Source organism: Chitinophaga sp. 10T418, assembly GCF_056394125.1.
In genome coordinates this window covers 121,815-143,568 of sequence record NZ_JBFTHG010000012.1, presented here as the reverse complement: position 1 = coordinate 143,568, position 21,754 = coordinate 121,815, and the positions used below count along the sequence as shown (strand labels likewise).

The window sequence follows — 21,754 nt, the reverse complement described above, 5'->3', positions numbered from 1 at the left end:
CCCGGCTCCCCGCGTATCAATGCAATTCCTTATTTTCGTAACCATACAACCTCATTTTTTATGAAATATTGTGATAACATACTCGAAACGATAGGAAACACCCCGATGGTAAAGTTGCACCGCGTAACCGCTTCTCTCCCATGTACCGTCCTCGCCAAGGTAGAATTTTTTAACCCGGGCAACTCTATTAAAGACCGCATGGCCATAAAAATGGTGGATGTAGCAGAACAGAAAGGATTGCTGAAACCAGGCGGTACCCTCATTGAAGGTACTTCCGGCAACACCGGTATGGGCCTGGCGCTGGCAGCGATTATCCGCGGATACAAATGTATATTTACCACCACCGATAAACAATCCAAGGAAAAAGTAGATATCCTGAAAGCGGTAGGTGCAGAAGTAATTGTATGTCCTACCAATGTGGAACCGGAAGATCCCCGCTCCTACTATTCTGTATCGAAAAGACTGGCCACGGAAGTACCCAATTCCTTTTACGTAAATCAATACGATAACCTGGCTAACCGGGAAGCTCACTACGAACAAACCGGTCCGGAAATATGGGAACAAACGGAAGGTAAAATTACTCACCTTGTAGTGGCCACCGGCACTGGTGGCACCGTTACAGGCACCGGAAAATACCTGAAAGAAAAAAATCCGGACATAAAAGTATGGGCCATTGACAGCTATGGTTCCCTGCTGAAAAAATATTTCGAAACCGGTGAACTGGATATGAGCGAAGTATATCCTTATATCACGGAAGGTATCGGGGAAGATTTTGTGCCGGAGAACTACGACATGAAGGTGATCGATAAGTTCGAAAAAGTAACGGATAAAGATGCCGCCGTGATGGCCCGCCGCATCACCAAAGAAGAAGGCATTTTTGTTGGTTACTCTGCCGGATCTGCTATAGCAGGGCTTATACAGCTGAAAGAAACATTGAAGCCAACAGACCTGGTGGTGGTCATCTTTCATGATCATGGCAGCCGTTATGTAGGAAAAATATACAATGATCAGTGGATGATGGAACGCGGATTCCTGGATGTTAAAACAGTAAAAGACGTAGTGAATGGCCGCCGTAACCAGCCACTGGTCACCATTAACGCCGATGACAAAGTGAGTGAAGCCATTGCCCGCATGAAAAAATATGACATAGAACATATCCCGGTTGAGCAGGGCGGAGAAATTATTGGCGCCATTTCTGAAAACGGTTTATTCAATCGACTGATTGATGATGCCAACCTGAAAGATGCACTGATCAGGCAAGTGATGCAGTTGTCCTTTCCGCTGGTAAGCCAGGATACGCCTATAGAAAAGCTCTCCGTTTATATTAACCGGGAAAATGGCGCCGTGCTGACGAAAGATGATAGTGGCAACCACCACATTGTCACCAAGTATGATATTATCCAGGCATTAGGCAGATAGCAGCCGATTGTTATTTTTTTATAGAGATGTGGCCCATGCGGGTAACATCTCTATAAAAAAATACTTACATAATCACCTTTACATGATTTTTACCGATCAGCTAAACAGACAGATAACACTCGAACACCCGCCACAGCGAATCATTTCACTGGTGCCCTCCCAAACTGAATTATTATATTCACTGGGGCTCGATCATGAAGTGGTGGGCATTACTAAATTCTGCGTACATCCGTCTGCGTGGTTCCGGAAAAAAACACAGATCGGCGGCACCAAACATATACACCGTGACAGAATTGCGGCATTATCGCCGGATCTGATTATTGCCAACAAAGAAGAAAACCTGGCAACAGATGTGGAGCCATTGATGGCCGATTACCCGGTATGGGTCAGCAATATACAAACACTGCAGGATGCTTATGACATGATCACCGGTATAGGCGCCGTGACCCACTGTTCATCCACTGCAGCCACTTTGGTGACACAAATAAAAGCTGGTTTTGCCTCACTGCCGGTGCGTCCCGTTCCGATTCCCACCGCCTATCTCATCTGGCGCGATCCCTGGATGGTAGCGGGTGGCGACACATTTATCCACGAAATGCTGAATGCCTGCGGTTTGCATAATGTATTTGGCGAACAACTTCGTTATCCTTCCATTACGGCTGAACAGCTGTCTGGCAGCGGCTGTGAGCTGCTGTTGTTATCATCTGAACCTTATCCTTTTAAAGAAAAGCATATGGCCGAATTGCAGGCCATTGTGCCGCATGCGCGTATTGAGCTGGTAGACGGGGAAATGTTTTCCTGGTATGGCAGTCGTTTACTGGAATCTGCTGCTTACTTTTCCTCCCTTAACTTTTAGAGGCAACCTTCCGCTTTCCATTTGCGTAAACAGTTTATCGATCAACTAAAACGTATTTCTATGGAAAGAAGAGATTTTGTTTCCAACATTGGATTAACGCTCGTATTGGCCTGTACCGCAGGATTGGCAGCTTGCAGCAAAGGAGGTGGCGGCTCCGATACTCCAACTCCTCCTGCTGGCGGCAATCCCAGGCTGTCACTCAACCTGACGTCCGACCTTCCTAATGTCGGCGATTTTAAAATATCCAATGGCGTTATTATTATCCGTACCAGCGCCGGTAATGCAGCAACTAATTTTGCGGCGCTCTCCAGTACCTGTACTCATCAGGGCTGCACCGTAGCTAATTTCAACAACGGCACTAAATTAATAGAATGCAATGCGCCTTGCGGTCATGGCAGCCGGTATAGCACAACCGGCGCGGTAAACACCGGGCCTGCTACTGCTGCATTAACAGCGTATACTATTAAAGTGGATGGCAATACATTAACCGTTAGTTAATGCGTTTGCAGGAAACTTAGTACCCATGCGGCAAAAGGAGCAGTACGCACCACGGTATTATGATCTCCTTTCACGGTGCCATGCATACCTGCCGGCATCATCGCTGCCAATGATCCACCGGTATCATTATCTCCGTCTTTATCTCCTCCTATGACTAATACCGGTTGTTGCACCTTGGCCAGCTCCTGTGGTGAAGTGGCGGGTTGGCCAAATTGCATCAGTGCCAGGGCGCGTTGATCCAGACCGGCCTTTTGTACATTTTTTACCATGGCGGCCAGCTCCGGTACTTCCTTTCCGGAAAGGGCTTCATAAAATAACTGCCGTCGTGGCCAGGCCGGATCGGTAAAGGCGGTCCCCATCCCTCCCATTACCGCACAACGTACGCGGGCATCGAGCACCAGCAGACGGGCTGTTATAATAGCTCCCCGGGAATAGCCTACCACCTGGTAGCTGTTCAGCCCCAGGTAAGTGACGAGGCCCATGATATCTTTAGCTTCCGCATCCTGCAGATAGGCGGTACTATCGTGCGGATGATCTGAAGCGCCATTTCCCCGCAGGTCGAGTGTAACTACCCTGAAGCCATGTAATACCAGCGAATCGTATAAAGCCGTTTTTTTCCAGGACTCACCATCTGTAATAAAACCATGTACCAATAATACGGGTTGCCCTGTACCTTTTGCGGCGTAGTGAATCCGGGTACCATCAAAAGAAGTATAGTAGGTAAGCGAATCGTTTGCATTCCCACCAAACACGGTAGCAGCGGGTATTTGCAGAAGCGCCCATATTAACAGGGTTAGATATGATTTCATGCTGATGCGGGTTGAGATCGGGTAAAATACATTTTTCTGTTGGTAGATTTAATACATAAGCACTTACTTTTCGCTATAAATCTTCTATTTAACTCCTTATATTTGCTTTCCTAAAAAATAAAATACATATCAGAGTATGGGAAAATACAGAGCTGGCGTATTATTCGGCGAAGAGCTGGATGCGCTGTATAACGATGCCAAAGACAACGGATTTGCTATGCCTGCCGTGAATGTTGTGGGAACTAACTCCGTGAATGCGGTACTGGAAACAGCTGCTAAAGTAAATTCACCGGTAATTATACAGTTTTCCAACGGTGGTGCACAATTTTTTGCCGGTAAAGGCATGCCAAATGATAAGCTGCAGGCGAATATTGCAGGTGGTATCTCCGGCGCCAAGCACGTACATGAAGTAGCTAAATATTATGGTGTACCGGTAGTATTACATACTGACCACGCCGCTAAAAAATGGTTACCATGGATTGATGGTTTGCTGGATGCGGGCGAACAATACTTCAAGCTCCACGGTCAGCCACTGTACAGCTCTCACATGCTGGATCTGTCTGAAGAACCAATTGCTGAAAACATCGAAATTTCTCATAAATATTTTGAGAGAATGAACAAGCTGGGTATGTCCATCGAAATTGAGCTGGGCGTAACTGGTGGTGAAGAAGACGGCGTGGATAATTCCGGTATAGATAACTCTAAACTGTACACACAGCCTGAAGAAGTAGCTTACGCTTACGAAACTTTATCTAAAGTAGGTCCACGTTTCACTGTTGCTGCTGCTTTCGGTAACGTACATGGCGTGTATACGCCAGGTAACGTAGAGCTGCGTCCGGTGATCCTGCACAACAGCCAGGAATTTATCCAGGAAAAATACAAAACTGCTGCTAAGCCAGTATACTATGTATTCCACGGTGGTAGCGGTTCTCCTAAACACCAGATCACAGAGGCGCTGGGTTATGGCGTTATCAAAATGAATATCGATACAGATATGCAGTGGGCATTCTGGGAAGGTATCCACGATTTCTACGAAGCAAAGAAAGATTATCTGCAGGGCCAGTTGGGTAACCCCGAAGGTGCTGACAAGCCAAATAAAAAATACTATGATCCACGCGTATGGCTGCGCAAAGGTGAAGAAACCTTTGTTAAGCGTCTGGAAGAAGCATTCAGAGATCTGAACTGTATCAACAGAAACGCATAATAAATAGCTATCAGCCATTAGCTACCAGCTATTAGTAAGCGGAGACAGGAGCGAATAATATTAAATTATCGCTTTTGTCTCCGTTCTGTTTATTAAGGGCTAAACGGTAATAGCTAAAAGCTTTTCCCTATATGTTTTTGGCTTTATACGATAATTCGTATCTTGCACCACTATTTTCTAATCTAATAGTAAAATATGTCAAGCTGGTTTAAGCGAATTAAACAAGGCATCTCTACCACCACCAGTGAAAAGAAAGAAGCACCGGATGGTTTGTGGCACAAGTGTCCTAACTGTAAAAAAACCACCACTGTAAAGGATCTGAAAGAGCATTTCTATGTTTGTGATAAGTGTAATTATCACAACCGTATTAACTCAGCAGAGTATTTTGAGATCATATTTGATAACAATCAGTTCGAGGAACTGTTCCCAAATATATACCCGACGGACTTCCTGGGCTTTAAAGATCTGAAGCCCTACAGCGACCGGTTGAAAGATGCGCAGAAAAAATCGGGGCTAAAAGATGCCATGACGGTTGGTGCCGGCAAGGTATTAGGCAACGACCTGGTAGTAGCCTGTATGGATTTCAACTTCATCGGGGGATCTATGGGATCAGTAGTGGGTGAAAAAATTGCCCGTTCTATTGACTATTGCATCGTTAACAAAATGCCGCTGATGATCATTTCCAAATCCGGGGGTGCCCGTATGATGGAAAGTGCGTTTTCATTGATGCAGATGGCTAAAACGGCTGCCAAGCTTACACAGCTGGCCAATGCCAGACAGCCTTACATCTCTTTAATGACCGATCCTACTACCGGTGGTGTAACCGCTTCCTACGCAATGCTGGGCGACCTGAACATTGCTGAACCGGGTGCACTGATTGGTTTTGCAGGTCCGAGGATCATTAAAGAAACCATTAAAAAAGACTTGCCTGCTGGTTTCCAGAGCGCTGAGTTCCTGCTGGAGCACGGTTTCCTGGATTTCATCATGGATAGAAAAGAACTTAAGACGAGGTTGGCAAGTTTGCTGACCATATTTAAAAACTAGCTGTTAGCTTTAGCTGTTAGCCCTTTTGTATTTCAGATAAACATCTCTGAATACTGACGGCTAACAGCTAAAAGCTAAAGGCTTACAGCTTCATAAATGGCAGAATTAAAGAACAGATCGGCATATTTCGAGTACGCAATAGAAGATAAATATATTGCTGGGATGGTATTGCTGGGAACGGAAATTAAGTCTATTCGTGCCAATAAAGTGAGTTTCAATGATTCATTCTGCTATTTTTCCAAAGGAGAATTGTTTGTAAAAAGCTTGCATATTGCCGAGTACACCCATGGTACCTCCTCCAACCACGACCCCATACGTGAACGCAAATTGCTGCTGACCAAGAAGGAATTAAGAAAAATTGAAAATAAAATCAAAGAACGCGGCTACACCATCGTGCCTCTGCGTATGTTTATCACAGATAAAAGTCTTGCCAAAATTGAAATAGGTGTTGGTAAAGGAAAGAAACTGCATGATAAACGTGACTCCATTAAAGCCAGAGAAGCAGACAGGGAACTCAGAAGACAATACAAATAGCCAGGAACGGGGCTGTAGCAGGCAAACATATCCTTATAAAATTAATCCCCTTGAAAAAGTTATTATGGAGGCAGCTACTCAGCGTAGCCGCCATTTTCCTTTACACCTTCTTCCTTTCCTGCAAATCAGGCGAAAAATTATATAATAAAGGCAGGTACGACGAAGCTGTTAATGCCTTCGTAAAGAAGCTGCAGCGTAAACCCCAGGATGCTACTGCTACCCGGATGCTGCCAGATGCTTATAAACAGGCCCAGTTACAGCGGGAAGAACGGGTGAATGCCTACCTGCGCTCCAACAACGACTTGAAATGGGAATCTGTACGTAATGAATACAGGGCGTTGCAAAGCCTTTATAACAGCATTCATAAATCCCCTGCTGCCCTTAAACTGGTACAACCAAAGGACTATAGCGATGCCATTACAGGAGCCCAGGAAAACGCCGCAGAAACACGATACGACAGGGGCATGTCACTACTGGACAAGGGTGATAAAGCYAGTGCACGCCAGGCATATGAAGAATTCAGCGCTGCCCTTAAGCTCATCCCCAACTACCGCGACACCAAACAAAGAAGAGATGAAGCCTACCAACTGGGCGTTATCAATGTAGTAGTCAGCGAAATTGAGGTGCGCTCTCCTTATTACCAGTTCTCCGCAGACCAGTTCCGGGATTATCTCGTCAGAAACCTGCAACAACGCAATATTAACCAGTTTGTGCAGTTTTACGATGAGCGTGTGGCCCGCAATGGAAATCTCCGTCCTGATGAATATATCGAATTGCGCTTTTTTGATTTCATAGTGGGACAAACCTATATAGATCGCATCCAGCGCGATGTTTCGAAAGAAATCATCGTAGGTACTACGAAAGACACCACCGGGAAAGAAAGCAATGTTTATAAAACGGTAACGGCTACCCTGTATATAACCAAAAAAACGGTTGTATCGAAAGGACTGCTGGACTATCGCATTACCAATACCAATAACGGGCAGTTGCTGCGAACAGACCGCATTCCCGGAAGCTATACCTGGCTGAATCAGTTTGGTACCTTCCGTGGTGACGAAAGGGCATTAAGTGATGATGATAAACGGCTCATGGGCGGACAGGATATGCCACCACCCCCTCCTTCTGATCTCTTTATGGAATTTACCCGGCCTATTTATGACGTATTGGCCAGGGATCTGCAGACCTTCTACAATAGAATTTAGGATAGCTTTTAGCCATTAGCTTTTAGCTTTTAGGAAATGCAGCGGAGAAGATAATATGTTAATCTCCGCTGCATTTCCTAAAAGCTAAAAGCTAAAAGCTAATGGCTAAAAGCTACACCAGCTGCTGTTTCAGTATCGGCAGGAGCTGATGCGCCGGCACTACTCCGCTCTGACGCCAGATCAATTTCCCATCACGAAAAAGCAGTAAGGTAGGTACGCTACTGATCTGCCATTGTGCCGATAGCTGCTGGTTCTTATCTATATCTATTTTAATAATCCTCAACTGATCTCCCAGCTTGTCTTTTACCTCTTTCAGAATGGGTGGTACCATCTGGCAGGGGCCACACCAGGTAGCAAAACAATCTATTAATACAGGGGTGGAAGATTGTAATATTGCTTGCAGATTTTCCATAGCACACGTTTTAATTGCGAATACAAATTACGTACCTTTTTGAAGATCAGAAAATATGGCATATATTACGCATATACTATTCTAATATCTGTCACATCATGAACTCGTTATCGTCCATTATTTACCTGGTCTGGTTTCTTTCTGAAATATTACTACATCGTATTCTCCGCGGCGGCGATAAGGCCGACAAAAAAAAGCAGGACAGAGGCAGCCTGGCGTTTATCTGGATCGTAATCATTGTGTTCATAAATATCGCGGTGCTGGTGTCTATTAAAACACACTATTATATTATGCAGGGGCCGCTCATGAATCGTATAGGCTTATCCGTTATACTACTGGGTATGCTGCTTCGCTTTATATCTATTGCACAGTTGGGACGATTATTTACCGTGGTGGTAACCATCCGCAAGGATCATCATATCAAGAAAGACGGTTTGTACAGTTTATTGCGGCATCCCTCCTACGCTGGTTCCCTGCTGTCTTTCCTCGGATTTGGATTATCTATCAATAACTGGCTGGGATTGGCAATTGTGTTTATCCCTGTGTTGGCCGTTTTTATTTACCGGATGAACATAGAAGAAAAGATGCTGACCGAGCAATTTGGTGAAGAGTATACAGACTATATGAAACATACCAGCAGGATACTGCCCTGGATTTATTAAAATACAGGAATCACATAATTTAAAATGGGCGGTATCAAAATATGATACCGCCCATTTTTTATGTAATCGCCGGTGGTCCAATCCCGGCATTTGATTTTAGTTATTGAGATTGGGATTATTCTGTATTTCCGAAATCGGGATGGCAAACAGGTAATAATTGCTATAGGGCGTAAAAGCTTTGCCATCTGGCTGCTTCAGGGTAAGATGTCCCTGACCGGCTACCTGTAAAAAAGTACCGTCTGCCCGACGTACATTAATAATACTGTCTTCCCCTGTATAGGAAAGAAACGGCTTCCTCACTACGGTGCCGCCTGTACGAATAATATCAGACAGTGCAAACCCTTCTCCCCACAGCTCTTTTCTTCTTTCTACCAGGATAGTATCCAGCAAATTACCACCGCCTTTGTATGTAGTGGCATTACGCGCAGCACGCAGTACATTCAGCGCTTCGGCACCTTTACCGTTATTACCGTTACGGGTATAGGCTTCTGCTTCTATCAGGTACATTTCTGCTGAACGCATCAACACCAGGTCGCCTACGAGTGCAGTAGCATCACGGAAACGGAATTTCTTGTAGCGCAGGTAGCCTTCCTGATCAGGTAATGTATCCCAGTCAAATAAACGGAAACGTACATCTGCACTATCAAAGAAATTTTGGAAGTAAGGATCGCACATGAAGCTCTGGTAGTATGATGCCGGCGTAGATACATCCAGGAAATGGAAATTATAACTCGCATTACTCTGGTTAGGTGTCTGACCATGTCCCCAGATCCATTCTACGTTATTCAGGTCGCTGAATCCTTTATTATAGTCGTCACCAGACATCAGGGAATAACCTCTGCGGGCGGCTACCGAAGCGGTAATAGCTTGTGTCCACTGATGGTTGTAGAGATATGCTCTGGCCAGTAAACCATTTGCTACATTCTGGTCAATCTTCCATTTCTGGCTGGGATTGCGCTCATAATCCTTCAGCAATGGCAACGCCTTCTCCAGGTCAGCAATCACCTGCTTATAAACATCTCCGATGGTTGATTTAGGCTTTCCCACAGAGGTAGCGGTAGTAGGCTCCAGGTAAATGGGCACTGCTTTTTCAGTACCGGTTCTGTTAAACTGATAATAAGAAGCAAGGGTCAGGTAGCAGTGGGCGCGCAGTGCATAAGCCTGGCCTTTGATGCGCTGTTTTTTAGCGTCATCTCCGGTAGCATTATCTATTTTCGCAATGATATTATTACAGTTATCAATCACTTTATAGAGGATGGTCCAGAAAGCGGTTACACGGTTTTTGGTATTATCTACCATTTCGGTGAAACCATAAGAGTCCCTCAAACCATATGATTGTGTTACGGCAATATCACTGCCCATGGCATCGCTGGTCAGGTGAATGGATTTGTAGCCGGGAACAGCATATGAAAAAAACTCTTCAAACATATATGACCAGGTACCATTCATCACAGTTTCCACATTATCTACGGTATTGAACACCTCATCGTCTGGCACAGCATTGGTAGGCTTGGGTTCCAGGAAATCCTTACTGCAGGATCCCAGCACAAGAGCAGCGATGATGAATATAAAAAAGTTCTTTTTCATGGTCTTGATTTTTAGAAGCTCAGGTTAATACCGGCAGATAAAGATTTGATAGCCGGATAGCGATAGTAAGTAGTACCTCCAACGGATTGCTCAGGATCCAGGCCCTTATGATTATATAAGGTGAAAAGATTTTCTCCCTGTACATAAACGAGTACATTGTTAAGATGTGCTCTTTCCATCAATGACTTAGGGAGATTATAGCTCAGGTTCAACGTTTTCAAACGGGCATAGCTCGCGTCATACAAAAAGCGACTGGAAACGGATGTCCAGTTGGTTTGAATGGTCGTCAGCTTCGGTACATCTGTCTTCGTATTTTCCGGAGTCCAGTGGTTCAGCATTTCTGTACCAAAAGACCGTCCTGCGGAGGTTCCGGTGCCTAACATGTAGAGGTAATCCTGGTCGAGTACCTTTCCACCTAAACTATAAGCAACCATGAACGACAACGAAAATCCTTTGTAGTTGAAGGTATTGGTGAACCCACCATATACATCCGGCAGGGAGGAACCTGTATAATACAGTGTTGCAGAGCTATAGGTACCAGTTGTACCCTTGGTTCCATCTGCATTGGTAATGTACCATAATGGTAAACCGGTCTTCTCATCTATACCTGCCCAATCGCGGAGCMAGAAATCATAAATAGATCTTCCTACCATCAGCTTTTTAGTGCCGCTGATAATTTCTTTTTGCGGTAATTCCGTCACCTTGTTTTTATAATGGGTCGCATTGAAATCCACTACCCAGCTAAAGTCCTTTGTCTTTACCGGAACACCATGCAGGGTCACTTCATAACCTGTATTTTTCAGCGCGCCGATATTCTGTGCGATCGATCCATAGCCCAGAGAAGGTGGCAATGGTTTTAGATATAACAGGTCTTTGGATTTGCGCTGGAAGAATTCCAGGGTACCACCGAACCGGTTGTCGAACATAGAATAATCCACGCCTACATTCAGATTCAGATTGGTTTCCCATTTCAGATTTTTATTGTAAAGCACTCTGCGATAAGTACCACCTTCTCCCAGGTTACTGTTTACTTCCAGCAATGGAAGATAGTTGTAGTAAGAACCGAGATTATCATTTCCCTGTGCACCGTAGCTGGCGCGAAGCGTCAGCAGGTTAAGCCAGCTGCTGTTTTTCAGGGCCTCTTCTTCCGTAACTTTCCAGGAAGCGCCTACAGACCAGAAAGTACCCCAGGCGCGATCTGGTGCAAAACGGGAAGATCTGTCAGAACGAACGGACCCTGATAAAAAGTATTTTCCCAGGTAATCATATTCCGCACGGCCCAGGTAACTGTAAAGGTTATACGTATCTGAGTATCCCTGCAGATCTTTGATCAGAGAGGCATCAGACAGTTCATCAAGACCCAGCAGGGAGAAACCTGAACGCGTACCATCCATGAAGGTGTTGGTATATTTATAGGTTTCCTGTCCTGCCAACAGGTTCAGGTGATGCTTTTCATTGAATGTTTGCTCGTAAGTAAGGATGTTATTGAAAGTCCAGCTGAAAGTACGGGTAGACACTTTTTCTACGGTACCTCCTACTTCTGCATCAAAACCATACACCGGGTTCGTATATTCATGTTGATTTTGGGCGGTATAATCTGCGTTGTAGCTGGTTTTAAACTTCAGCCCTTTCCAGATAGTCGCCTCTCCAAATACACGTGCGGACACATCATCTCTGGTGAAGTTATGCTTATCTATTGCAGATGTTCCTACCAGGTTACTGTTGGTATTCGCTGCACTGGGGCGGTAACTACCATAGTCAAATATTTTGTTCCCTTTAGCGTCCAATATATAAGCACCTGTAGTCCTATCCCGCTGATAAATAGGATAAAAGCTGGCCATAAGGCGACCGTAATTCACGTAGTTATCTGTGCGGCTGTCTTCTGAAGGAGGCGCCTGTTGGTCAGAATGTGCACCACTCACGTTCAATCCAACTTTCAGCCATTTCTTCGCGTCTAATTCTACATTGCTGCGTACATTATATCTTTTAAAACCGGAGGCGAGGTAAACACCCTGATCATTGAGATAACCGCCGGAAATATAGTACCTGCTTTTTTCGGTAGCGCCACTGATGTTCAGATCGGCTTGTGTACGGTGTCCGGTGCGTTGCATCGCATCACTCCAGTTATCATCCCACAATGTTTTAGCGCCGGCCACCAGCTTACCGTCTGTGCCTACCGGTTGCGGAAATGCTGTTCCGTAAGGGTTAATCCCAATTCTTCTGATAAGATTGCTGCTCRCCTGTGTGGCGGCTGTTGCGGGAGACTGACCATTGGTTAAACCGGCATTACGGAGTGCTTCCCAGTACATTTGAACGTATTGATCGGTGCTTACTTTTTCATAATCCTTTACGGCTCTCTTGGAGAAGCCCTGGCTAACACGTGCATCTATTATAGTACCCTGGCCCCGGCCTTTTTTGGTAGTGATGATAATCACACCATTTGCCGCACGGGAACCGTACAATGCACTGGAGGCCGCATCCTTTAACACGCTGATAGACTCGATGTCGGATGGGTTGATAGCACTAAGACTACCACCGTAAGGCACCCCATCCACCACGTACAGCGGATCAGAAGAAGCATTAATGGAGCCAATTCCGCGAATACGGATGGTGGCCTCAGAACCTGGCTGCCCGCTGGCGGAAGTGCTTTGCACACCCGCTGCCAAGCCCTGTAATGCTTTGGTAACGCTGGACACTTGTCTGTTTTCCAGTTCGGTGCCTTTGATCTGTGCAACAGAGCCTGTATAAGAGCCCTTCTTAGCAGTACCATAAGCCACTATTATTTCTACTTCACCCAAATCCTTTCCGGAAGAACGAAGTGCAATATTCAGCGGAGTATTGCTGATCTGCACTTCCTGTTGTTCCATACCGATAAACCGGATTTGTAAAGTAGTGGCTGCAGGATCAGTGATCTGCAGTTTAAAATTTCCATCTGCATCACTAACGGTACCACTGGTGGTACCTTTCACTACCACAGAAGCACCTGGCAAAGGTGTATTGTCTTTTGCAGCATAAACACGTCCGGTAACGGTCCGTGTTTGTGCCCATACTGCTGTTGAACTGAATAATAGCAGTAAGAGGAGTAGTCGATGTAACATAAGTAAAATGTTGAATTGAGCAGTGATTGGTTTTTCCTGGCAATAAAAATGCTACACCTGTATTTAAACAGGCTTTACAGCGTTGAATTCCATTGTTGATTTAATACCGGTACAGTCGGAGTTCCGGGACAGTTAATGATCGTTGTAACCTGCTTGCATGCGACTGGGCTAAGCAGATAAATTTTCTTTTGGTTTTAATTAATGCAGCAACAATAGTTGCAGACAGTAAATGGTTGGGTATATTTCTCCATAAGCTTTTTCTTTAAAAACAGTTCCAAATTTATTATCCTATAATTCCTATAGACTAGTGGGCCGCAAAGCTATCATCTTTAAGAGATAAAAACAAAAGAATTGTTAAAAAAGTTGAAATAAAAATAACACATTAAAATTAATGTACAAGACAAGACTGAAATTTCTATGAAAAAAATATGATGAACGGTTAACCTCCCTTGTGCATTAAAAGAACAATAATAACACCGGAAGTAGTGAGGGTAATATTAGCTACCGCATATGCCACTGTATATCCGAGCGCAGGCACTTTACTATTCAGGGCGTCCTGCACCGCCAGCAAGGGGGCAGATTCATCATGCGCGCCTGCACAAGCGCCAAGGCCTATAGCCGGATGGAATTTGAATACATATTTAGAGAGAAACAGTGCCACTATCATTGGCAGCAGGCTTAGTACCACACCCGCCAGGAAAAGCGTTACCCCTTCTTCCTTCAATCCTTTTAAAAAACCTTCACTGGCACTCAGTCCAACGATGGCAATGAATACATGTAAGCCCAGTTTGGTGAGTACCCATTGGGAGGCAGCAGGGATATAACCAAAACGGGGATGGATACCACGTGCCCAGCCAAATACGAGACCAGCAATCAGTGCACCACCGCTGGTACTTAGTTCCACTGGCACATTACCCAGGCGTACACTGAGACTGCCAAATAATGTACCTGCTACGATACCTGCTGCGAGATAGACGATATCTGTTTCCACGCCGCCCCGTTCCTTATAGCCTAACACCGCCACGGCTTTGTCCAGTTCCTGCTGAATACCTACCATTTCTACCACATCTCCCTTTTGTACAATGGTGTGTGCAGACAAAGGCATTTCGATACCGGAGCGGGTTATTTTGCGTACACTGATACCATGAAATTCAGGATGCCGGGTAAATTCCTTCAGCGGTTTATTATTAGCCGCCTTATTGGTGATAATCACAGAAGCCGACTGCACGGGAAAAGTCAGTAATTCCGCATCTGCCACCTCTTTACCCAGTAAGGATTCCGAAGCAATTGCCGCAGAGCGTTGACCACCGATGGCAACAATATCTCCGGGCTTAATGATAAATCCATTACTGGTTTCAAACAGTTTTCCATTTCGTCTTACCCGCAAAATGTATAGCAGCCTTTTTTTGTCATGCAGCATATCTTCAATCTCCCCCACCGTTCTGCCCTCTCCCGCCAGCTCTCCGTTGACGAGGTAAGCCCGGAACGCCACCTGATCATAGGCATTGGTGATATTCTCCTCTCCTTCTGCACTGGCTTCCGAAACCTTCGCTTCCAGCTCTTTGGTTTCCTCAATTAACTTTGCCCGGCTACCAGACATAAACCAGGGACCAATCACAGAAAGAAACCAGCTGGTGCCGGCCGTACCAAAAATATAAGTGACTGCGTAGGCGATTGGAATCTGGTTGACCAGGGTTGTTTTTTGGTCATCATTCAGATCCAGTTCATTGATGGTATTGGAAGCAACCCCTATAATAGCCGAGCAGGTATTGGCACCCGACATCAAGCCAGCGGTGGTACCGGTTTCGAAGTGCAGCAAAGAAGCAATACCCCAGCAAAAGAGTAGGCTGCTGCAACATACTATAAAGGAGAATAGTGCAATAGGTAATCCATCTTTTTTCAGACCCTGAAAAAACTGGGGGCCGATACCATATCCTGTACAAAACAGGAAGAACAGGAAGAAGATAGATTTTGTTTCGGAAGGAATACTAATATGAAAACTGCCAATGGCAATACCCACCAGTAATACACCGGTTACCGTACCCAATGTAAAGCCTTTGATGTGTGCTTTCCCGATCAGGTAGCCAATAAGCAGGGTAAGCATCACCGCTATTTCAGGATATTTCTGCAGTGTGTCAATAAACCAGGTGAGCATAATAAAGTATTAAGTTTGCGCTTATACTACAATTATGACCACCTCTTGGTTCGGAAGGAAGGAGCTTATTCTACATCAATCCACTTTCAAATCCTTCATCAATCAGCCAATTGCCGCTGTCAGCAGCCTGTGTAGCCAATTCATCACAGCGGTTATTGAACGGATTGCTGGCATGCCCTTTCACCCACTGCATTTTTATTTTATGTTTTTTAAACAAGGGAATGAAACGTAACCAGAGGTCTTTATTCTTTTTGTCTTTAAAATTAATTTTTACCCAGCCCCATAGCCAGCCTTTTTCAATACTGTCTACCACGTATTTGCTGTCCGTAAATATAGTGACTGCCACGCCCTCTTTCTTCAGGGCTTCCAATGCTACAATCACCGCCAGGAGTTCCATCCTGTTGTTAGTAGTTTTACGATATCCCTGCGATAATTCTTTCCTGATATTTCCCCATATCAGCACAACACCATATCCTCCCGGGCCAGGATTGCCGCGGGATGCACCATCAGTATATACTACCAGTTCAGCCATGTTCATTTTTAAAGAAGCGCTAAGATAGATTATATTGGCATAAAGCGGAAAGCAAAAAGCTATTGAAGCGAAGATAATAGCGAATAACGCTTAAAGTATCCGCCTCAATAGCTTTTTGCTTTCTGCTTTAAGCTTTCCGCTCTTTCTACACCTGAAACACACCAACATTAAATGCCTGTTCTACCGGTGCGTTGTTAGCTGCTTTGATACCTTCCGCTATGCGTACCCGGGTATCTGCCGGATCGATGATATCATCTACCCAAAGACGGGATGCCGCATAATAAGGAGTGGTTTGTGCGTAATATTTATCTGTAATTTCTTTCAGCAGGCGGGCTTCTTCTTCCGGTGTAATCACCTCTCCTTTTGCTTTTAGAGACGCCACCTGGATCTGTAGTAATGTTTTGGCGGCTTGCTCTCCTCCCATTACCGCTATTTTAGCGGAAGGCCATGCATAGATGAAACGGGGATCATAGGCCTTACCACACATGGCGTAATTGCCGGCACCGTATGAATTACCGATGATGATGGTTATTTTGGGTACCACGGAGTTGGCCACTGCATTCACTAATTTAGCGCCGTCTTTAATAATTCCGGCGTGTTCACTTCTGCTGCCGACCATGAATCCGGTAACGTCCTGCAGAAATACCAGTGGAATTTTTTTCTGGTTGCAGTTCATAATAAAGCGGGCAGCTTTATCGGCGCTGTCGTTATAGATAACGCCGCCCATCTGCATTTCACCTTTGCGGCTTTTTACTATTTTGCGTTGATTAGCCACAATGCCCACCGCCCAACCATCAATACGGGCATACCCGCATAAGATGGTTTTGCCATAATCCTGTTTGTACTGATCAAAAGCAGATCCATCTACCAGGCGTTCAATTACTTCCAGCATATCGTAAGGACGGGAGCTGTCTACCGGCAATACGCTGTCCAGGTCTTCTCCTGATTTCAGCGGCATCTGCGGTTCAATCCTATCAAATCCCGCGGTAGGCTGATGTCCCAGCTTACTTACAATACACTTCACCTGGTCGAGGCACTCTTCATCTGTTTTAAATTTGTAGTCGGCAATACCTGAAATTTCTGTATGTGTAACGGCGCCGCCTAACGTTTCCGCATCTACGTCTTCGCCTATCGCTGCTTTTACCAGGTAGGGGCCTGCGAGAAAAATGGAACCGTTGCCTTCTACCATCAATACTTCATCGCTCATAATAGGCAGATACGCTCCACCAGCAACACAGCTGCCCATGACCGCTGCAATCTGCGTAATACCCATGGCACTCATCCTTGCATTGTTGCGGAAGATGCGTCCGAAATGTTCTTTATCCGGAAATATTTCGTCCTGCATGGGCAGAAATACACCAGCACTATCTACCAGGTAGATCACCGGAAGCCTGTTTTCCATGGCAATTTCCTGCAGGCGAAGATTCTTTTTTCCGGTCATCGGGAACCAGGCACCTGCTTTCACCGTCATATCATTCGCTACAATCATGCACTGCCGGCCACTTACGTAGCCTATCCCGCCTACAGTGCCTGCTGCAGGACATCCTCCATATTCTGCGTACATATCGTAAGCTGCAAAAGCACCTATCTCTGTAAACGCAGAATCCCTGTCTATTAAATAATGAATACGTTCACGGGCAGTCAGCTTGCCGCGCTGCCGTACTTTCTCCAGACTTTTCTTTCCGCCGCCCTGTTCTATTACTCCGAGGCGTTGTTTCATGGTGCTGATTGCCATCCGCATAGCATCTTCATTTTTGTTGTTCTCCAGTTGCTGCTGATCCATAACGATGGTTTTTTTATATTCTTTAAAAATAAGGGAAAGAATTCAGTAAATTCGAATTACGACATGGCTACCGGCCTTTGTCTTACCCACATTTAGATGATTATTATGATTAAAGGGGTTATATTCTCATTTATACAGCCGTACACCGGTTATGTAAGTACCCGTTTAAAAGAGACAAGGATATCTTTTAAAAAATAAAATCCGATCGTATGTCGTTAACGGAACATTTAGCCGCTTCACTGGAAAACCTTTACAATGGACAACCCTGGATTGATGTTACCTTTTCCCCGCATTTATCCCGCATTGATGCGCGACAGGCAGTAAAGACGTTTGGAGAATCAAATAATATCTGGGAGATTGTCAACCATATCATATTCTGGCATCAGCGTGCGCAACGTTTTATGCATAACGAAGCCCCCGAGCAGGACGGAGATCTGCCGGATTTTTATATGCCAGAAAATCATGGAGAAGAAAACTGGCAGGCCACCATACACCGGCTGGCGCATTCTTTTGAGCAGATAGCCGCCACGATCCGTAAATTTCCGGAGAAGGAATTGTTCGATACTTTTCCCGGTACAGAACACATCGCTATTTATTACCTGCAGGGACTGGCAGAACATGATGCCTATCACCTGGGGCAAATTGTATTGTTACACAAATACGCTTAAAACAAATCCATATCATAGCGCTGTTCATACAGCTGTTGGCCCCACAGCTGCAGGTATTTTTCGCCTGTTTTGCGGAAGCCTGCATTTTTATAAAGTGCAATCGCCGTTTCCTGCATACTGGTTGTCATCAGGTATACTTTCTGGTAATCTTTCTCCCTGCAAAAGACAATGGCTTCCTGCAATAATTTTTTACCCAATCCCCTGCCCCTGTAGTCCGGGTGTATCAGGAACCAGCGAAGCTGTGCCAGGTGCCTGGAAGAGCCCAGGATAGCTACAGATCCCACGATCTGATTATCTGCTATCGCCAGGAAGATGCGATCCTTGGCGGGATTATAGGTAGGTAAAAATTCGTAGAATGTTTTACATACATATGCTTCGAACTCCAGGTTGTACCCCGATTCTTTCGCATAAAGCTGTCCATGCAGGTAAATGAGGTAGCCCACATCCCCTGGCTGGAGGTTATAACGGATATGGATATCCGAAACGGTTGCTCCTTCCCCGGCAGACAACACCTGTTGTATCGTTTTCATGGCGCCGGATACCTGTAGCTGTTGCTTTTCAGCCAGAGGAGCTATCAGGTGCTGAATTTCTCCGGTAGACTTTTCTTCCAGTCCTGCCAGCAGTTTTTTACCGGCAGCGCTGAGGTGCAGAAAAAACGTACGGCCGTCGGCGGTAGACTGCTGTCTGTTCAGCCAACCGTTCTTTTCGAACTTCTTCAGCATGCGGCTGAGGTAACCACCATCGATCTTTAAAATATTAATTAACTCCCCTGCAGTGCATTTATTGAGCTGCCCGATTTCATAAATCACCCTTACCTCAGAGAGGGATAAGTTACTTTCCAGGATATGTTGATTGAGCAATCCGATCATGCCGGTGTAAAAGCGGTTAAAGCTTCGGATGTCGCTGACTACGGATGATTCGTTGGCCATAGGTGATTGTTTTCCAGACAAAAGTAAATAAATACTTGACAAAAGCAAATTTATTATTTGCCTTTGTCAAATATTTTTTAATGCCCATCATTTGCCCGTTCCGGTGATATTTTATTCCATAGACGATCTGTTATAAGGTGAGTTGTAGCATGCAAAACATTCGTTAGGATGCTCCAACCGGAATAAGTGCACCAGCCAAACCGGTTATTGAAATATCCTCCATCCGGTATCACCGGAGCCAGGCTACGGCCGTTTTGATTTCAGGCGACTGAGTGTTTCCTGGGAAATATTCAGGTATGAGGCCACTAACTTATTGGGGAGCCTTTGTACGATATGCGGATTTTTATGCAGTAGCTGCTGATATCTTTCTCCGGCGCTCTGGGTGATAAAGCTCATCAATCTCCCGGTGTTTACCACGTAAGCATTTTCAAGATAGTGACGATAAAATTTCTCCCAGCCTGGTATGGTATCCAGCAGGTAATAAAAGTCGTTACGGGAGATGGCCAGCAGTTGACCCGGCAGCACTGCCTGGATGAATTCATGAGAAGGCTGTTGACCAATAAAACTCATTAATCCGCTGACAAAATTATTCTCAAACGCGAGATAGCGGGTAGCTTCCTGTCCGTTTTCATCTAAAAAATAAACCCTTACACAACCGCTTCCAACAAAAAAGATATTTTTAGCCACCTCTCCTTCCGCCAGCAACAGCTGATTGCGGACCGTTTTCAGCGGTTTGAAATGAGAGAGTATGACACTGAGTTGCGCATCTGTTACATTTACTTTGCTGAGGATGTAGGTGGTGAGCTGTTCGTACATACTTACATGTTATTACGGTGTGCCTGCTTTCTCAGCACCAAATATATTAATAATGCGGCGATCGCTACCAGGATAGTTGCCACCAGGAATACTACGGAGATAGCGTGCGTAATAGTTCCCTGCCGGATGAGCAAAGCAAATACAGCTCCCAGTACAGCCGTTCCCGTTATATGACCGGTAGTGCGCGACAATGATAGCAACCCACTCATCAGTCCCCGCTGTTCAGATGTTGCCAGCTCCATCACCGCGGTATTGTTGGGCGTTTGGAAGAAAGTAAGTCCTACCTGAATCAGCCCGATGCGCCATAAAAAGCCAAAGATACCCTGTTCAGGCGTAAGACTGCTCATCGCCAGGCAACCAGCCACCATGATGAGTACCCCTGCCAGCATTACTTTCCGGGCATGAAATTTATCGGCCGCCTTACCTGCAAACACGCTTAGCACCGCGGTCACCAGTGGACCAAATGACATCAGCAGCCCTGTTTGTAATGGGGTGTAATGCCCTTCATTTGTAAGGTAAAACGGTAATAGTACCACGGTTGCCATGATCACGGTATACACCAGCCATGCAGCAATAAGACTTGCGCTCAACAAGGGATTACGAAACAGTTGCATGTTCAGAAATGGCTGGCTGACCTTTTTTTCGTAGCGTACAAAGAGTACGCTGCCACCAGCAAAACCCGCCAGCAAAATCAGTACCGGCCGGCTTAACAGCCCCTGATCTTCCATCATGGTCATGCCCATGCAATAGCAAAGCAGTACCCCTGCCAGGATCAGCATCCCTGTCCAGTCGGTTTGCTGCGCTCCCGCTTTGGTCACCACAGGTACGTAGCGGCGCACCAGCGCATATGCCAGTATGCCCAGCGGAATATTTACAAGAAACATAGATTGCCAGCCCAGCATAGATACCAGGATGCCGCCACAGGTAGGGCCGGAAGCAATACCCAGTGGCACCATCATTGTAAGCCATCCCATTGTTTTGCCCAATTGTTTTTTAGGTACCAGGTCGCCCGCAATAGCAAAGCTGAGTGATAAACAAAAAGCGGCGCCAACGCCCTGCAAGCCCCGGAAAACGATCAGCGTACCGATACCCGGAGCCAGGCCACAGCCAAGGGAAGCGAGGGTAAACAAGCCGATACCAAACAGGTATAATTTCTTTTTACCAAAGATATCTCCCAAACGACCGGCACCAGCAATCAGTGCAGTAAGCAGGAGCATATAACTAAGCACCACCCATTGTGCCGCCGCAAAAGAAGCCTGCAATTGTTTCATCAATACCGGTAATCCAACGATGACAATACTTGTATCCAGGTTTACCATAAACAGGATCAGTGAAATTCCTATCACTGCCGCCTTCACCGGCCATTGATGGGGTTGAGGCGAATCCGCCACTGGCGGAGCATTCATTGTTAAAACAGACATATCGTATTTTTTGATGCCGCAAAGATGACTTTATCCGCTTCCCTGAAAATTGATCCATGTCAATAAATGAGGGACGCATTCCCTTCCCGCCGGAAGACAGGAAGATCATTATCTTTGCCTCTTTG

The 21,754-nt window shown here is 45.5% G+C and carries 19 protein-coding genes; 9 read left to right on the top strand and 10 right to left on the bottom strand.

The features are described 5' to 3' along the window. Positions 1–60: 60 nt before the first annotated feature. The 3 genes from AC1DCV_RS28645 to AC1DCV_RS28635 all read left to right on the top strand — a co-directional run bounded on the left by AC1DCV_RS28645 (position 61) and on the right by AC1DCV_RS28635 (position 2,773). Positions 61–1,419 carry a pyridoxal-phosphate dependent enzyme gene (locus AC1DCV_RS28645; RefSeq protein WP_477026396.1) on the top strand — a complete coding sequence of 453 codons (1,359 nt, stop codon included), beginning with the start codon at positions 61–63 and terminating at the stop codon, positions 1,417–1,419. Between the two features lie 82 nt (positions 1,420–1,501). Beyond that, on the top strand, positions 1,502–2,275 hold the full coding sequence (locus AC1DCV_RS28640; RefSeq protein WP_477026395.1) for a helical backbone metal receptor: 774 nt from the start codon (positions 1,502–1,504) through the stop codon (positions 2,273–2,275). A 60-nt stretch (positions 2,276–2,335) separates the two neighbouring features. Continuing rightward, positions 2,336–2,773 carry a QcrA and Rieske domain-containing protein gene (locus AC1DCV_RS28635; protein WP_441576993.1) on the top strand — a complete coding sequence of 146 codons (438 nt, stop codon included), beginning with the start codon at positions 2,336–2,338 and terminating at the stop codon, positions 2,771–2,773. Here AC1DCV_RS28635 and AC1DCV_RS28630 read toward each other — a convergent pair. Continuing rightward, positions 2,770–3,582, bottom strand: a complete 813-nt coding sequence (locus tag AC1DCV_RS28630) for an alpha/beta fold hydrolase (protein WP_477026394.1) — start codon at positions 3,580–3,582, stop codon at positions 2,770–2,772. The genes AC1DCV_RS28635 and AC1DCV_RS28630 overlap by 4 nt on opposite strands. Before the next feature lie 136 nt (positions 3,583–3,718). On the opposite strand from AC1DCV_RS28630, the gene fbaA reads away from it, so the two are divergent. The 4 genes from fbaA to AC1DCV_RS28610 all read left to right on the top strand — a co-directional run bounded on the left by fbaA (position 3,719) and on the right by AC1DCV_RS28610 (position 7,566). Further along, the gene (fbaA, locus tag AC1DCV_RS28625; RefSeq protein WP_441576991.1) at positions 3,719–4,786 is read left to right on the top strand and encodes a class II fructose-bisphosphate aldolase; all 1,068 of its coding nucleotides are present in this window, start codon (positions 3,719–3,721) and stop codon (positions 4,784–4,786) included. 195 nt (positions 4,787–4,981) lie between these two features. Beyond that, positions 4,982–5,830, top strand: a complete 849-nt coding sequence (accD, locus tag AC1DCV_RS28620) for an acetyl-CoA carboxylase, carboxyltransferase subunit beta (RefSeq protein WP_441576990.1) — start codon at positions 4,982–4,984, stop codon at positions 5,828–5,830. Between the two features lie 96 nt (positions 5,831–5,926). Beyond that, on the top strand, positions 5,927–6,364 hold the full coding sequence (smpB, locus tag AC1DCV_RS28615) for an SsrA-binding protein SmpB (protein WP_331966655.1): 438 nt from the start codon (positions 5,927–5,929) through the stop codon (positions 6,362–6,364). A gap of 50 nt (positions 6,365–6,414) precedes the next feature. Continuing rightward, on the top strand, positions 6,415–7,566 hold the full coding sequence (locus AC1DCV_RS28610; protein WP_477026393.1) for a hypothetical protein: 1,152 nt from the start codon (positions 6,415–6,417) through the stop codon (positions 7,564–7,566). A gap of 112 nt (positions 7,567–7,678) precedes the next feature. On the opposite strand, the gene trxA is transcribed toward AC1DCV_RS28610, so the two are convergent. After that, positions 7,679–7,978, bottom strand: a complete 300-nt coding sequence (trxA, locus tag AC1DCV_RS28605) for a thioredoxin (protein ID WP_477026392.1) — start codon at positions 7,976–7,978, stop codon at positions 7,679–7,681. A 98-nt stretch (positions 7,979–8,076) separates the two neighbouring features. On the opposite strand from trxA, the gene AC1DCV_RS28600 reads away from it, so the two are divergent. After that, positions 8,077–8,640: a methyltransferase family protein gene (locus tag AC1DCV_RS28600; protein WP_477026391.1), complete on the top strand. Its 564-nt coding sequence runs from the start codon at positions 8,077–8,079 to the stop codon at positions 8,638–8,640. A gap of 96 nt (positions 8,641–8,736) precedes the next feature. Here the strand turns inward: AC1DCV_RS28600 and AC1DCV_RS28595 are convergent, their stop codons facing one another. From AC1DCV_RS28595 to AC1DCV_RS28575, 5 genes are all read right to left on the bottom strand, one after another. Then, positions 8,737–10,227, bottom strand: coding sequence for a RagB/SusD family nutrient uptake outer membrane protein (locus AC1DCV_RS28595; RefSeq protein WP_477026390.1), 1,491 nt, complete (start codon positions 10,225–10,227; stop codon positions 8,737–8,739). A gap of 11 nt (positions 10,228–10,238) precedes the next feature. Beyond that, the gene (locus tag AC1DCV_RS28590; protein ID WP_477026389.1) at positions 10,239–13,325 is read right to left on the bottom strand and encodes a SusC/RagA family TonB-linked outer membrane protein; all 3,087 of its coding nucleotides are present in this window, start codon (positions 13,323–13,325) and stop codon (positions 10,239–10,241) included. Positions 13,326–13,764: 439 nt separating this feature from the next. Further along, positions 13,765–15,480 (bottom strand): aspartate-alanine antiporter, encoded by a 1,716-nt coding sequence (gene aspT / locus AC1DCV_RS28585; RefSeq protein WP_477026388.1) that lies wholly within the window; start codon positions 15,478–15,480, stop codon positions 13,765–13,767. 70 nt (positions 15,481–15,550) lie between these two features. Continuing rightward, positions 15,551–16,012: a ribonuclease HI gene (rnhA, locus tag AC1DCV_RS28580; RefSeq protein ID WP_477026387.1), complete on the bottom strand. Its 462-nt coding sequence runs from the start codon at positions 16,010–16,012 to the stop codon at positions 15,551–15,553. Positions 16,013–16,157: 145 nt separating this feature from the next. Continuing rightward, on the bottom strand, positions 16,158–17,795 hold the full coding sequence (locus AC1DCV_RS28575; protein ID WP_477026386.1) for an acyl-CoA carboxylase subunit beta: 1,638 nt from the start codon (positions 17,793–17,795) through the stop codon (positions 16,158–16,160). Positions 17,796–18,004: 209 nt separating this feature from the next. Between AC1DCV_RS28575 and AC1DCV_RS28570 the strand changes: the two genes are divergently transcribed. Beyond that, positions 18,005–18,463, top strand: coding sequence for a DinB family protein (locus AC1DCV_RS28570; RefSeq protein ID WP_477026385.1), 459 nt, complete (start codon positions 18,005–18,007; stop codon positions 18,461–18,463). Here AC1DCV_RS28570 and AC1DCV_RS28565 read toward each other — a convergent pair. The 3 genes from AC1DCV_RS28565 to AC1DCV_RS28555 all read right to left on the bottom strand — a co-directional run bounded on the left by AC1DCV_RS28565 (position 18,460) and on the right by AC1DCV_RS28555 (position 21,629). Next, positions 18,460–19,392, bottom strand: a complete 933-nt coding sequence (locus AC1DCV_RS28565; RefSeq protein WP_477026384.1) for a bifunctional helix-turn-helix transcriptional regulator/GNAT family N-acetyltransferase — start codon at positions 19,390–19,392, stop codon at positions 18,460–18,462. The genes AC1DCV_RS28570 and AC1DCV_RS28565 overlap by 4 nt on opposite strands. A gap of 243 nt (positions 19,393–19,635) precedes the next feature. Beyond that, positions 19,636–20,208, bottom strand: a complete 573-nt coding sequence (locus tag AC1DCV_RS28560; RefSeq protein WP_477026383.1) for a Crp/Fnr family transcriptional regulator — start codon at positions 20,206–20,208, stop codon at positions 19,636–19,638. A 2-nt stretch (positions 20,209–20,210) separates the two neighbouring features. Beyond that, the gene (locus tag AC1DCV_RS28555) at positions 20,211–21,629 is read right to left on the bottom strand and encodes an MFS transporter (protein WP_477026382.1); all 1,419 of its coding nucleotides are present in this window, start codon (positions 21,627–21,629) and stop codon (positions 20,211–20,213) included. Positions 21,630–21,754: the final 125 nt, after the last annotated feature.

Coding starts and splice junctions, on each gene's coding strand:
- AC1DCV_RS28645 (WP_477026396.1), top strand. CDS start 61: ATGAAATATTGTGATAACATACTCGAAACGATAGGAAACACCCCGATG.
- AC1DCV_RS28640 (WP_477026395.1), top strand. CDS start 1,502: ATGATTTTTACCGATCAGCTAAACAGACAGATAACACTCGAACACCCG.
- AC1DCV_RS28635 (WP_441576993.1), top strand. CDS start 2,336: ATGGAAAGAAGAGATTTTGTTTCCAACATTGGATTAACGCTCGTATTG.
- AC1DCV_RS28630 (WP_477026394.1), bottom strand. CDS start 3,582: ATGAAATCATATCTAACCCTGTTAATATGGGCGCTTCTGCAAATACCC.
- fbaA (WP_441576991.1), top strand. CDS start 3,719: ATGGGAAAATACAGAGCTGGCGTATTATTCGGCGAAGAGCTGGATGCG.
- accD (WP_441576990.1), top strand. CDS start 4,982: ATGTCAAGCTGGTTTAAGCGAATTAAACAAGGCATCTCTACCACCACC.
- smpB (WP_331966655.1), top strand. CDS start 5,927: ATGGCAGAATTAAAGAACAGATCGGCATATTTCGAGTACGCAATAGAA.
- trxA (WP_477026392.1), bottom strand. CDS start 7,978: ATGGAAAATCTGCAAGCAATATTACAATCTTCCACCCCTGTATTAATA.
- AC1DCV_RS28600 (WP_477026391.1), top strand. CDS start 8,077: ATGAACTCGTTATCGTCCATTATTTACCTGGTCTGGTTTCTTTCTGAA.
- AC1DCV_RS28595 (WP_477026390.1), bottom strand. CDS start 10,227: ATGAAAAAGAACTTTTTTATATTCATCATCGCTGCTCTTGTGCTGGGA.
- aspT (WP_477026388.1), bottom strand. CDS start 15,480: ATGCTCACCTGGTTTATTGACACACTGCAGAAATATCCTGAAATAGCG.
- rnhA (WP_477026387.1), bottom strand. CDS start 16,012: ATGGCTGAACTGGTAGTATATACTGATGGTGCATCCCGCGGCAATCCT.
- AC1DCV_RS28575 (WP_477026386.1), bottom strand. CDS start 17,795: ATGGATCAGCAGCAACTGGAGAACAACAAAAATGAAGATGCTATGCGG.
- AC1DCV_RS28570 (WP_477026385.1), top strand. CDS start 18,005: ATGTCGTTAACGGAACATTTAGCCGCTTCACTGGAAAACCTTTACAAT.
- AC1DCV_RS28565 (WP_477026384.1), bottom strand. CDS start 19,392: ATGGCCAACGAATCATCCGTAGTCAGCGACATCCGAAGCTTTAACCGC.
- AC1DCV_RS28560 (WP_477026383.1), bottom strand. CDS start 20,208: ATGTACGAACAGCTCACCACCTACATCCTCAGCAAAGTAAATGTAACA.
- AC1DCV_RS28555 (WP_477026382.1), bottom strand. CDS start 21,629: ATGTCTGTTTTAACAATGAATGCTCCGCCAGTGGCGGATTCGCCTCAA.